The 13589-nt window shown below is 41.7% G+C and carries 11 protein-coding genes; 10 read left to right on the forward strand and 1 reads right to left on the reverse strand.

Features of this window, described 5'->3' with window-relative positions; genetic code table 11:
* The first annotated feature begins 36 nt into the window (after window positions 1–36).
* From pyrR to pyrE, 10 genes are all read left to right on the forward strand, one after another.
* A complete protein-coding gene (pyrR, locus tag ACH6EI_RS03235) occupies window positions 37–579 on the forward strand; it encodes a bifunctional pyr operon transcriptional regulator/uracil phosphoribosyltransferase PyrR (protein WP_013058940.1) in 543 nt (180 codons plus the stop codon).
* Window positions 580–735: 156 nt separating this feature from the next.
* On the forward strand, window positions 736–2043 hold the full coding sequence (locus ACH6EI_RS03240) for a uracil-xanthine permease family protein (RefSeq protein WP_028411467.1): 1308 nt from the start codon (window positions 736–738) through the stop codon (window positions 2041–2043).
* Between the two features lie 148 nt (window positions 2044–2191).
* Entirely contained in the window at window positions 2192–3130 is a 939-nt protein-coding gene (locus ACH6EI_RS03245) for an aspartate carbamoyltransferase catalytic subunit (RefSeq protein ID WP_028411466.1), read from the forward strand.
* Window positions 3093–4382: a dihydroorotase gene (locus ACH6EI_RS03250; RefSeq protein ID WP_028411465.1), complete on the forward strand. Its 1290-nt coding sequence runs from the start codon at window positions 3093–3095 to the stop codon at window positions 4380–4382. Before ACH6EI_RS03245 ends, ACH6EI_RS03250 begins: the two co-directional genes overlap by 38 nt.
* Window positions 4367–5452: a carbamoyl phosphate synthase small subunit gene (locus tag ACH6EI_RS03255; protein WP_028411464.1), complete on the forward strand. Its 1086-nt coding sequence runs from the start codon at window positions 4367–4369 to the stop codon at window positions 5450–5452. The genes ACH6EI_RS03250 and ACH6EI_RS03255 overlap by 16 nt, the downstream gene beginning before the upstream one ends.
* Window positions 5452–8664, forward strand: a complete 3213-nt coding sequence (gene carB, locus ACH6EI_RS03260) for a carbamoyl-phosphate synthase large subunit (RefSeq protein WP_014458390.1) — start codon at window positions 5452–5454, stop codon at window positions 8662–8664. The genes ACH6EI_RS03255 and carB overlap by 1 nt, the downstream gene beginning before the upstream one ends.
* Window positions 8661–9434 carry a dihydroorotate dehydrogenase electron transfer subunit gene (locus ACH6EI_RS03265; protein WP_328152849.1) on the forward strand — a complete coding sequence of 258 codons (774 nt, stop codon included), beginning with the start codon at window positions 8661–8663 and terminating at the stop codon, window positions 9432–9434. Before carB ends, ACH6EI_RS03265 begins: the two co-directional genes overlap by 4 nt.
* Window positions 9431–10372, forward strand: coding sequence for a dihydroorotate dehydrogenase (locus tag ACH6EI_RS03270; RefSeq protein WP_013058933.1), 942 nt, complete (start codon window positions 9431–9433; stop codon window positions 10370–10372). Before ACH6EI_RS03265 ends, ACH6EI_RS03270 begins: the two co-directional genes overlap by 4 nt.
* A complete protein-coding gene (gene pyrF / locus ACH6EI_RS03275) occupies window positions 10344–11066 on the forward strand; it encodes an orotidine-5'-phosphate decarboxylase (protein ID WP_098626934.1) in 723 nt (240 codons plus the stop codon). The genes ACH6EI_RS03270 and pyrF overlap by 29 nt, the downstream gene beginning before the upstream one ends.
* Complete coding sequence (gene pyrE, locus ACH6EI_RS03280; RefSeq protein WP_028411461.1) at window positions 11063–11701, forward strand: orotate phosphoribosyltransferase; 639 nt, start codon at window positions 11063–11065, stop codon at window positions 11699–11701. The genes pyrF and pyrE overlap by 4 nt, the downstream gene beginning before the upstream one ends.
* Window positions 11702–11735: 34 nt before the next feature.
* Here pyrE and ACH6EI_RS03285 read toward each other — a convergent pair whose 3' ends face one another.
* Window positions 11736–13448 (reverse strand): Rqc2 family fibronectin-binding protein, encoded by a 1713-nt coding sequence (locus ACH6EI_RS03285; RefSeq protein ID WP_028411460.1) that lies wholly within the window; start codon window positions 13446–13448, stop codon window positions 11736–11738.
* Window positions 13449–13589 lie beyond the last annotated feature (141 nt).

Raw genomic sequence — 13589 nt, forward strand, 5'->3', positions numbered from 1 at the left:
GGATTTTTTTATGTCAACAACTTGAGGTGAAAAACAGTGAACGTAAAAGCTACCGTACTTGACGAACAGGCTATTCGCCGCGCTTTAACTCGAATTGCACATGAGATTATTGAAAAGAATAAAGGAATCGAAAATTGTGTGCTAGTGGGGATTAAAACGCGAGGTATTTATATCGCAAAACGTTTAGCAGAACGAATTGCACAAATTGAAGGAAATACATTGCCAGTCGGAGAACTAGACATCACGCTTTACCGAGATGATTTATCGAAAGTGACAAGCAATGATGAGCCTCTCGTAAAAGGATCAGATATTCCGACAGATATTGCAAATAAGAACGTCATCTTAGTAGACGATGTGTTATATACGGGCCGTACGGTTCGAGCAGCACTTGATGCACTAATTGATATCGGTCGACCGGAACTCATTCAGCTGGCTGTTTTAGTGGATAGAGGACACCGCGAGCTGCCGATTCGAGCAGACTATGTTGGTAAAAACGTACCGACAGCTAAAAGTGAAAAAATTGCGGTGCATTTGATGGAAGTAGACGAAAAAGACCACGTGTCTATTTACGAAAAATAAATTATATACCCTTTTAAATAGTAGTCCCGTGAGGCTGCAAAAGGGGGGTCACTATACAAGGAAAACTATACTGCGGTATAGCGTCTTCCTTGTATGCTGAAAACCTCTTTGCCTCTGCGTAAAGAGGTTTTTTTATAGTGATAGGAGGAAAAACATATGAGTCAACAACGAGATTTTGTACTTGATATACATGATAAACCAAAAGCAGTAAATTGGTTAACATTGAGTCTGCAGCATTTGTTTGCAATGTTTGGATCGACGGTGCTAGTGCCGTTCCTAGTCGGATTCAGCCCGGCAATTGCTTTGATTTCAAGTGGGGTAGGAACGCTTGCTTTCCTGCTCATTACAAGAGGTCAAATTCCTTCTTACCTTGGTTCATCGTTCGCGTTCATCACGCCAATCATTTTCGCAAAAGCTTCGTTTGGACCTGAAGAAACGATGGTTGGCTGTTTCTTAGCCGGACTTGTGTATGGAATCGTTGCTTTGATTATAAAAGGAACAGGAATCAATTGGATTATGAAGCTGCTTCCTCCGGTTGTAGTAGGACCAGTTATTATGGTTATAGGCTTAGGATTAGCTAATACAGCAGTAGGCATGGCGATGAACGATGCAAAAGGAAATTACAGCTTAACTTACCTGATGGTTGCGCTTGTAACGCTAGCAATAACAGTTGCTTGCTCAATCTTCTTTAAAAACATTATCAGCCTGATTCCGGTACTGATGGGAATTATCGGCGGATACATCTTCGCTTATACACAAGGATTGGTAGACTTTTCAAAGGTAATGAAAGCAGAGTGGATTGAAATACCTCACTTCTACGTGCCGTTCGTCACATACACGCCGTCCATTTCACTAGGGATTGTGCTTATCATGGTACCTGTAGCAGTCGTAACACTTTCAGAACATATTGGACACATTCTTGTTTTAAATAAGATTGTGGATCGAAACTATATTGAAAAGCCAGGGCTGCACAGATCGATTTTAGGAGACGGAGTAGCCACTATGCTTGCTGCGCTGATCGGCGGACCTCCAAACACAACATATGGTGAGAACATCGGAGTGTTAGCCATCACAAAGGTGCTTAGCGTATTTGTAATAGCAGGAGCAGCAGTCTTCGCGATTTTGTTCGGGTTTGTCGGCAAAATCAACGCTCTTATTTCAAGTATACCAACGCCGGTCATGGGTGGGATTTCAATTCTCTTATTCGGAATCATTGCTTCATCAGGCTTGCGCATGATGGTGGATGCAAAGGTAGATCTTGGATCAAAACGAAACTTAATGATTGCTTCGATTATCTTAGTGTTAGGAATCGGAGGAGCACACTTAGATATCTCAGAACATGTAAAGATTGATAGCATGGCACTGTCTGCTATCATGGGAGTTCTGCTGAATCTAGTTCTGCCGAAAGAGAAGATAAAAGAAGCAGAAAACGTTCAACAAACGTCAGCACGAAAAATTTCATAGAACGCCTTTTAATTGAAATCCAGAGAGGTTTCTAAGGGTGTGTGAAAAGCGCGTTATAGACGAAGCTTGTTTTCTTACACCCTTTCTAAGTTAGAAAGGGTGTTTTTTATAAAGAAATGCGAGGAAAGCAAAAATGGAGGGAATCGATATGAAACATTTAGTGACAGTCTCAACACTAGAAACAAATGAAATTCTAGAGATTTTAGACAGCGCTGAAAACTATCGAACGAATAAACAAGGATGGAAACCGGAAGAGAAAATGTTTGTTGCCAACTTATTTTTTGAAGCGAGCACGCGTACTCGATGCAGCTTTGAAATGGCAGAACAGCAGCTAGGATTAACAACAATTCCGTTTGAAGTAACAACTTCAAGCGTCCAAAAAGGAGAAACGCTTTATGACACGATTGAAACATTAGCTTCAATCGGTGTTCAGTCAGTTGTTATTCGCCACCCGCAAGATCGTTATTATGAAGCACTGCAGGAAAAAGTATCGATTCCCATCATTAATGCAGGAGACGGATGCGGTCAGCATCCAACTCAGTGTCTGCTTGATCTACTGACAATTCGCCAAGAGTTCGGCTCGTTTAAAGGATTAAAAGTCGCAATAGTCGGAGATTTGCGACATAGCCGCGTAGCGAGATCGAATGCAGAAATGCTGACAAAACTAGGGGCGACCGTATATTTTGCGGGACCTGAAGAATGGAAAGATGAAGAGAACAGACACGGTACATATCTTGATATCGATGAAGCAATCGAAACGGTCGATGTTGTGATGCTACTGCGTATTCAATTTGAAAGGCATGAAGAGAACACTTCAGAGCTTGCAAAGAACTACCATAGCCGCTTCGGATTAACCGTTGAACGAGAGCGGAAAATGAAATCACATAGCATTATTCTTCATCCAGCTCCGGTGAACAGAGGAGTCGAAATTGCAGATGAGCTCGTTGAATGTGAACGTTCAAGAATTTTTAAACAAATGCAAAATGGCGTATACATTCGCATGGCAGTATTAGCAAGAGCGCTACAACCAATTGAAAGGGGACTTAATAATGACAACAATTATCAAAAATGCTACATGGTTAAATGAAGGAAAAATTGAAAAAGTCGAACTGAAAATTGAAAATGGTGTAATTGCTGAAATAGCTTCACACATTGACGTAGAGAATGAAGAAGTCATTGATGCAGGCGGGAACTTCTTATCACCGGGTTTAATCGATGTCCACGTTCACTTGCGTGAGCCAGGGGGAGAAAAGAAAGAAACAATTGAAACAGGTACTCTAGCAGCTGCAAAGGGCGGTTTTACAGCAATTGCTGCAATGCCGAACACGCGTCCAGTGCCTGATACTGTTGAACAAATGGAGTGGGTAAACAAGCGCATTGAACAAACAGCACATGTGCGCGTATTACCGTACGCATCGATTACTACTCGTCAATTGGGAAAAGAATTAACGGACTTTGAAGGCTTAAAAGAAGCGGGAGCATTTGCTTTTACAGATGATGGAGTAGGGGTTCAGTCAACAGGAATGATGCTAGAAGCGATGAAAAAAGCCGCTTCATTAAACAAAGCAATCGTTGCACACTGTGAAGATAATGATTTAATTAACAAAGGCTGCGTACACGACGGGAAATTTGCAAAAGAACATGGACTAAACGGTATCCCATCTATCTGCGAAGCCGTTCAAATTGCACGAGATGTCCTGCTTGCTGAAGCAGCAAACTGTCACTACCATGTGTGTCACGTAAGTACAAAAGAATCCATTCGCGCCATTCGTGATGCGAAAAAAGCAGGCATTCGCGTAACTGCAGAAGTAACGCCTCATCATCTGTTACTAAATGAAGAAGATATCCCGGGACTTGATTCGAATTTCAAAATGAATCCGCCGCTTCGAGGAAAAGATGATCAACAGGCATTAATTGAAGCTTTATTAGACGGAACGCTTGATTTTATCGCCACTGATCACGCACCGCACACAGCGGACGAAAAAGCAGAAGGCATGGAGCTTGCGCCGTTTGGAATTGTGGGACTTGAAACAGCTTTCCCGCTTCTTTATACAAACTTGGTATTAAAAGAAGTAATGACGCTAGAGCAGCTAGTATCGTATTTAACAAACAAGCCGGCTGAAACATTCAATCTTCCTTATGGCACGATTGAAGTGGGAAAAACAGCGGATTTAACCATCATTGATCTTGAAACAGAAAAAGCAATTAATCCAGAAGAATTTGTATCAAAAGGTAAAAACACGCCGTTTGCTAACTGGGTATGCAAAGGTTGGCCGGTAATGACATTAGTAGAAGGTAAACGAGTATGGGAGGATGTTAAAGCATGCAACGTCAACTAATTTTAGAAGATGGAACAGTATTTATCGGAAAAGGATTCGGCAGCGACAAAGAAATGACAGGAGAAGTTGTTTTCAACACGGGAATGACAGGATATCAAGAAATTCTATCTGATCCATCATACTGTGCACAAATTGTGACATTAACATATCCTTTAATCGGAAACTACGGTATTAACCGCGATGACTTTGAGTCGATTGAACCAGCTGTACACGGTTTGATTGTAAAAGAAATTTGTGATGCTCCTTCAAACTTCAGAAGCGAACTATCAGTAGATGAATTTTTAAAACAAAAAGATATTCCAGGATTAGCTGGAATCGACACGCGAAAATTAACGCGAAAAATTCGTCAGCACGGTGCGCTTCGCGGACGCGTGTGCAGCATGGAAGTCAATGTAGAAGAAGTGGTAGCACAGCTTCAAAATCATGAACTTCCGACTGATTCAGTTAAAAAAGTATCAACGGTGAAGCCTTACCCAAGCCCAGGCAGAGGTAAAAAAGTGGTACTCGTTGACTTTGGAATGAAACACGGAATTTTACGTGAATTAACAGCTCGTCAATGCGACGTGATTGTGGTTCCTTATAACGTAACTGCGCAAGAAATTCTTCAATTAAATCCAGATGGCATCATGTTAAGCAACGGACCTGGAGACCCAAAAGACGTACCGGAAGCAATCGAGATGATTCAAGGGGTTTTAGGGAAGGTTCCGCTTTTCGGAATTTGTTTAGGACATCAGCTGTTTGCCCTAGCATGCGGAGCAGATACAGAAAAAATGAAATTTGGTCATCGTGGATCCAACCATCCTGTAAAGGATCTAAAAACCAATAAAGTAGCTCTTACATCTCAAAACCACGGCTATACAGTGTGTGAGCCATCTCTTGTCAACACGCCATTAGAAGTGACGCACGTTGCGCTTAACGATGGAACAGTTGAAGGAGTAAAGCATAAAGAATATCCGGCATTTACGGTTCAGTATCACCCTGAAGCATCACCGGGACCTGAAGATGCAAACGGATTGTTCAACGAATTTATGGATCTTATGAAAAACAATCAGAAAGTAGGTAATTGCTAATGCCAAAACGTCAAGATATTAACACAATTCTCGTAATCGGATCAGGACCAATCGTCATTGGACAGGCGGCAGAGTTTGACTATGCAGGAGCGCAAGCATGTATTGCGTTAAAAGAAGAAGGATACAAAGTTATTCTTGTGAACTCCAATCCTGCAACAATCATGACAGATTCAGAAATGGCAGACAAAGTATATATTGAACCTCTAACGGTTGAATTTGTAAGCTCAATTATTCGTAAAGAACGCCCGGATGCACTGCTTCCAACGCTTGGCGGTCAAACGGGACTGAACTTAGCGGTAGAATTACACGAAACGGGCATTTTAGAAGAATTTAACGTAGAAATTCTCGGGACAAAATTATCAGCGATTGAACAAGCTGAAGACCGTGAGCAGTTCCGTTCATTAATGAATGAACTAAATCAGCCTGTCCCAGCAAGTGAAATCATTCATTCACTAGACGAAGCGTATGCGTTTGTTGAACAAGTAAACTATCCGGTAATCGTGCGTCCTGCTTATACGCTTGGCGGTACGGGAGGCGGAATTTGTAACAACGAGCAAGAGCTGATTGAAATTGTAACAAGTGGGTTAAAACACAGTCCTGTAACACAGTGCTTACTTGAGAAAAGCATTGCAGGCTTTAAAGAAATTGAATATGAAGTAATGCGCGATGCAAACGATAATGCGATTGTAGTATGTAATATGGAAAACTTTGACCCGGTCGGTATTCATACGGGAGATTCAATTGTTGTAGCACCAAGCCAAACGCTAAGCGACCGTGAGTATCAGCTGCTTAGAAATGCGTCACTAACAATTATCCGAGCGCTTAAAATCGAAGGCGGATGTAACGTTCAGCTAGCACTAGACCCAGAAAGCTTCCAGTATTACGTAATTGAAGTAAACCCTCGTGTAAGCCGTTCGTCGGCCTTAGCATCAAAAGCAACAGGGTATCCAATTGCAAAATTAGCTGCAAAAATTGCGGTAGGGTTAACATTAGATGAAATGATGAACCCGGTAACTGGGAAGACATACGCATGTTTCGAACCTGCACTAGATTACATCGTATCTAAAATTCCACGCTGGCCGTTTGATAAATTTGAATCAGCTAACCGTAAACTAGGTACACAGATGAAGGCAACAGGGGAAGTAATGGCAATTGGCCGCACGTTCGAAGAGTCAATTTTAAAAGCCGTACGCTCACTTGAGTCAAACGTTCATCACTTAGAGCTAAAAGATGCGCATGAATTTGATGATGCCATTATTGAAAAACGTATTCGCAAAGCTGGCGATGAGCGATTATTCTACGTCGCAGAAGCCATTCGCCGCGGCGTAACAATTCAGCAAATTCACGAGTGGAGCAAAATCGATCTTTTCTTCTTAGTAAAACTTGAAAAAGTGATTGCTTTTGAAAATGTGTTAAAAGAAGAGATTCATAATGTAGAAGTTTTACAGGAAGCAAAAGAAATGGGATTTGCAGACTGCACGATTGCTAAGCTATGGAATCAAACAGAGCGTGAAGTATACGACTTCCGCAAACAAAACGGCGTGATGCCAGTATACAAAACGGTAGATACATGTGCAGCAGAATTTGAATCTACAACACCATATTTCTACGGTACGTTTGAAGATGAAAATGAATCGATTGTTACAGATCGTAAAAGCGTTGTAGTGTTAGGGTCAGGTCCGATCCGCATTGGGCAAGGAATTGAGTTTGACTATGCAACGGTTCACTCGGTGTGGGCGATTAAAGAAGCTGGATACGAAGCGATTATTGTCAATAACAATCCAGAAACAGTGTCAACTGACTTCAGTATTTCAGATAAATTATACTTCGAGCCGCTGACGATTGAAGATGTGATGCATATCATCGATTTAGAAAAACCAGAAGGTGTGGTTGTACAGTTCGGTGGTCAAACAGCAATCAACTTAGCGGATGAGCTAGAAGCAAGAGGGGTCAAGATCTTAGGTACGTCGCTTGAAAGCTTAGATGCAGCGGAAGACCGTAAAAAATTCGAAGCGACGCTAGCGCGTTTAGAAGTACCTCAGCCGCTTGGAAAGACGGTTACTTCAGTTGAAGAAGCAGTGGTTGTGGCGAAAGAAATTGGTTATCCGGTGCTTGTACGTCCTTCATATGTACTGGGCGGACGCGCGATGGAAATTGTGTACAAAGAAGAAGAGCTGCTTCACTATATGAAACACGCGGTAAAAGTACACGCTGATCACCCTGTATTAATCGACCGCTACTTAACGGGAAAAGAAATTGAAGTCGATGCCATTTCAGACGGTGAAACAGTGGTTATTCCAGGGATCATGGAGCATGTAGAGCGCGCGGGTGTCCACTCAGGCGACTCCATCGCTGTATATCCACCGCAAACTCTGTCACAGGACGTAAAAGATACAATCATTGATTACACAACACGAATTGCAAAAGGCTTAAACATTATTGGCCTGCTTAACATTCAGTTCGTCTTGTCAAAAGGAGAAGTGTTTGTTCTTGAAGTAAATCCTCGTTCAAGCCGTACGGTGCCGTTCTTAAGTAAAATCACGCGTATTCCGATGGCGAATGTGGCAACAAAAGTTATTTTAGGAACAAGTTTAAAAGATCTTGGGTATGAATCAGGCATGCATCCTGAAGAAGAAGGCGTCTACGTAAAAGTGCCGGTCTTCTCATTTGCAAAACTGCGCCGCGTAGATATTACGCTTGGACCTGAAATGAAATCTACTGGAGAAGTAATGGGGCAAGATTCAACGTACGAAAAAGCATTATATAAAGGACTAATTGCGTCAGGTATGTCCATTAAGCCGTACGGTTCAGTACTTATGACAGTAGCGGATAAAGATAAAGAAGAGGCAACAGCGTTAGCAAAGCGCTTTGCTAATATTGGCTACCAGGTGATTGCAACGGAAGGAACAGCTTCAACGTTTACAAAAGAAGACATTCGCGTAAAAATAGTAAATAAAATTCATCATGAAGATCACAATCTTTTAGATGTGATACGAAAAGGTGAAGCCCAGCTGGTCATCAACACGCTAACAAAAGGAAAACAGCCTGCGCGTGACGGATTTAAAATTCGCCGTGAAGCAGTTGAAAATGGCGTACCTTGCTTAACATCACTTGATACAGCAGAAGCGATTTTACGAGTGCTTGAAACGATCAGCTTCCATACAACGCCAATGAAAAAAGTTCGTCCAACCAAAGAGGTGACAACCGTATGATCAAACATGAAATGATGCAAGTCGTCAGTCAGCGACCGTTAACACACAATGTATATAAATTAACCCTTCAAGGCGAGCTTGTTCGTTTCATGAATGAGCCGGGACAGTTTGTGCATATCCGCGTTAACAACGACTATTTGCCACTGCTTCGCAGACCAATCAGTATTGCAGAAATTGATCAAACGCACGAACAATTTACGATGATTTACCGTGCAGAAGGGGCGGGAACATCGCTGCTGGCTGAAAAACAAGCCGGACAGTCGATTGACGTGTTAGGTCCCCTTGGCCACGGTTTTCCATTAGATGCAATAGAGTCAGGTCAAACGGCTTTATTAGTAGGGGGAGGCATTGGAGTGCCTCCGCTCTATGAGCTTTCAAAAAGACTTCGTGAAAAAGGCGTGCAGGTTATCCACGTCCTGGGTTTTCAATCAAAAGCAGACGTATTTTATGAACGAGAGTTTTTAGCTTTAGGAGAAACATATATTGCAACGGTAGACGGCTCTTACGGAACAAAAGGTTTTGTCACAACGGTGATTGACGAGCATCAGTTTTCATATGACGTTATGTTTTCATGCGGTCCAACTCCGATGTTAAAAGCACTAGAAAATAATTATACAAACAAGCCGCTTTACATTTCTTTAGAAGAAAGAATGGGCTGTGGAATCGGGGCTTGCTTTGCATGTGTATGCAGGGAAAGTGAAGATTCTACGGCGTATAAAAAAATCTGCAGCGACGGTCCCGTCTTTCAAGCAGGGGAGGTGCTTCTATGAGTATGCTAAAAACGACATTGCCAGGGTTAGATTTGAAAAATCCAATTATGCCAGCATCCGGCTGCTTTGGATTTGGGCGTGAGTATGCTCAATTTTATTCACTTGATGCACTTGGAGCCATTATGATTAAAGCGACTACTGCTGAAACTCGTTTTGGCAATCCAACTCCTCGCGTAGCGGAGACATCTGCAGGAATGTTAAATGCGATTGGATTACAAAATCCTGGGCTAGAAAAAGTAATGAATGAAGAGCTCGTTTGGCTTCAGCAATATGATGTGCCGATTATCGCGAACGTAGCCGGTGCTTCAATTGAAGAATATGTGCACGTAGCAAAAGAAATTTCAACCGTATCAAATGTGAAAGCACTTGAATTGAATATTTCATGTCCTAACGTAAAGGAAGGCGGAATTGCGTTTGGCGTAGATCCTGTCATCGCTGCTCGTTTAACAAAAGCGGTAAAAGATGTTTCAAATGTTCCAGTTTATGTTAAACTATCACCAAACGTATCCAATATTGTAGACATGGCAATGGCTGTTGAAGAAGCTGGCGCGGATGGCTTAACGATGATCAATACGCTTCTCGGGATGCGTCTGGATTTGAAAACAGCTCAGCCGGTTTTAGCGAACGGCACAGGCGGACTGTCAGGACCTTCAATTAAACCGGTAGCGATTCGAATGGTGTATGAAGTGAGCCAAAAAGTAAACATTCCAATTATCGGTATGGGCGGAGTGACGACTGCTGAAGATGCACTTGAATTTTTATATGCAGGTGCAAGTGCCGTAGCGGTTGGTACAGCAAACTTTGTCGATCCGTATGTATGCCCAACCATCATTGACGAACTGCCAAGGCTATTAACATCATTAGGATACGAGCATGTTTCAGAATGTATTGGAAGGAGCTGGAAAAAGCGTGAAGCAACCGTTAATCATTGCTCTTGATTTTTCATCAATTAACGATGTACAGCAGTTTTTAATGCCTTTTCAACAAGAATCATTATTTGTGAAAGTAGGCATGGAACTGTTTTATAAAGAAGGGCTATCCATTATTTCTGCATTAAAAGAGCAAAACCACCAGATTTTCTTAGACTTAAAGCTTCATGATATTCCCAATACGGTAAAGCAAGGAATGAAGTCTTTGGCTTCTCTTGAAGTGGATTTGGTTAACGTTCACGCAGCCGGCGGAACGAATATGATGCAAGCAGCCGTTGAAGGACTTGACTTAGGAACCGCTGCTGGCAAAAAACGTCCGGCTTGTATTGCGGTTACTCAGCTAACAAGTACATCGGATGAAATGCTAAAAGAGCAGCAGCTGATTACGCACTCGATGCAAGAAGTGGTTACGCATTATGCAGCGCTTGCTAAAAAAAGCGGACTAGACGGCGTTGTATGTTCTACTCATGAAGTGCCTTCGATTCGAAAAGCAGCAGGAGAGGACTTTTTGACCGTAACGCCGGGTATTCGTATGGGCGCAGATTCAGTAGATGACCAAGTCCGCGTAGCAACGCCTCAGCTAGCGAGAGAATATGGCTCAAGTGCCATTGTGGTTGGACGTTCTATTACTAAAGCAAAAGACCCGCTTAAAGCATATTATGAGATGTTACAGCAGTGGAAAGGGGAGCGTATTACGCGATGACAAAACTACGAAAAGAAATTGCAAAACAATTAATTGATATTGAGGCAGTAAGCCTTCAACCGAACGATCCGTTTACGTGGGCCTCTGGAATTAAGTCGCCTATTTATTGTGACAACCGTCTAACGCTTAGCTACCCAAAAGTGCGAAAAGAAATTGCAAAAGGTCTGCAGCATTTAATTAAAACGTATTTTGCCAATGCAGAAGTGATTGCTGGTACAGCTACAGCTGGTATTCCTCATGCAGCATGGGTAAGTGAAGCGCTAGAGCTTCCGATGTGCTATGTGCGAAGCAAAGCAAAAGAACATGGCCAAGGAAATCAAATTGAAGGAAAAGTAATAAAAGGTCAAAAAGTAGTTGTGATTGAAGATTTGATTTCAACTGGCGGAAGTGTATTTACCGCAGTCGATGCATTAAAAGCGCAGGGTTGTGAAGTGCTAGGAGTTGTTTCTATCTTTACATATGAGCTGGAAAAAGCGCGTCAGCTGTTTAAAGAAAAAGAACTTCAAGTTTATTCTTTAACAGACTACTCTACGCTAGTAGAGGCGGCAAACGAAGCGGGATACATTGAAGAAGAAGCGATGGAAAAGCTATTTAAATGGCGTGAAAATCCTTCAGATCCTTCATGGATGAACTAAACTAAAAACCCCCTATATAGAAAGGGGGTTTTTGTTATGACTGGCGCAGCTTCAGTACAAGTTCTTCGCTAGGCGTGACGTACACCGTTTGCTGATTATCGTACGTCACAAAACCAGGTTTAGCACCGCTTGGTTTTTTTACGTGGCGAATTTTTGTATAGTCCACTGGTACCGAACTTGAATTCTTGGCTTTACTAAAGTAAGCAGCAAGGTGAGCCGCTTCTAAAATTGTTTCTTCTGAAGGCTCTTGGCTGCGGATAACAACGTGAGAACCCGGTATATCTTTCGTATGAAACCAAACGTCATCACGAGCAGCAAGGCGATTTGTTAAATACTCATTTTGCTTATTGTTTTTTCCAACTAAAATCGTCGTGCCGTCGCTTGAAACGTATTGTTCAAGTGTAGGCGTGGTGTTTTTTTGTTTTTTTGCTTGCTTTTGCTGACGGTTGCGCAAATATCCTTCTTCCACAAGCTCTTCGCGAATCTCGGCAATGTCTTTGTGAGTAGCAGTATCCATTTGCTGAATAAGTGATTCAAAATACTGTACTTCTTCGTTTGCTTTTTCAATCTGTTCGATTACAATCGAAACGGAATTTTTCGCTTTTTGATACTTTGTAAAATAGCTTTGAGCATTTTGAGACGGTGATTTTTGCGGATCTAATGAAATCGTAAGTGTACCGCTATTTTCATCGTAATAATTAATAACATCCACTTTCGCATCTCCTTTTTTGACAAGGTGTAAATTTGCCGTAAGGAGTTCACCGGCTAGCTGATAATCAGATGCTTTTTCTGCATTTTGCAGCGTTTGCTCAAGTTTTTTTATTTTTTTCTCATTTTTCTTTTTCTCGGTGGAAATAAACTGTACTAAATCATGCGCTTGCTGCTTTACACGATCTCGCTCTGCTTTCCCGTAGTAATAGCGGTCAAGAAGCTCGCTGATAGTTGCATACGTTTTTTTCGTACCCTCTAAATGCGTTAATTCGAGTAAATAAAAATAGTCTTTTTGATTAACGGTTGTCAGAGTCGGTGTAAACTGACCTTCTTTGATCAGCGTCATGGTTTCGACGAATGATTTTGGAAGGGTAGAACGATTCGCTAAGCCAGAGCGAAACACTACTTCATTTGCAATTAAAGGAGAAAGCCCTGAGAAGGTCTGCACTAGCTGGTTAGCTAGCTTTCCGCTATTAAAATCAATTTTTTTAACCACGGTTTCCTCGTCCGCTTCAAATGGATGAAGCTTATCTTGGCTAGGAGGCAGTACGTAAGGAGCTCCGGGTAGAAGCGTACGATGCCTGTTCAAGGCCATTGGAACATGCTTAATACTGTCGATAATCGTTTGTTTTTCTTTATCTACAAGTACAACATTACTATGTCTTCCCATGATTTCAATAATAAGCTGCTTGTACGTCACGTCGCCAATTTCATTTCGTCCTTTTGTTTCAATGACTAAAATGCGGTCTAATCCAAGCTGATACACTTGTTCAATAATGCTTCCTTCTAAATGCTTGCGAAGAAGCATACAAAACATAGGAGGCTCAGATGGATTTTCATAGGGCTCATTTGTAAAATGAACGCGTGAATAGTTAGGGTGAGCTGAGATTAAAAGTTTGCGGTTTTCACCTTTAGCGCGTACTTGTAAAATCAACTCGTTTGGAAACGGCTGATATATTTTTGAAATTCGTCCTGAAACCAAGGTCTCAGATAATTCTTGTAAAATGCCATATGTAAAAATACCATCAAATGACACAGTGCTCACATCCTTAAGTAATTGAAAATTGTCCTATAGAAAAGTATAGCATTTTTTAGGACGAGTCTGAATAAGCATACGATATAAGATTGTAACAATCTAATAGGTGCATTTACAAATAAAAGGGTGTGAAAAGATGCA

The sequence above is a fragment of the Priestia sp. JSM ZJ58 genome, assembly GCF_044383985.1.
Lineage (GTDB): Bacteria > Bacillota > Bacilli > Bacillales > Bacillaceae_H > Priestia > Priestia zanthoxyli.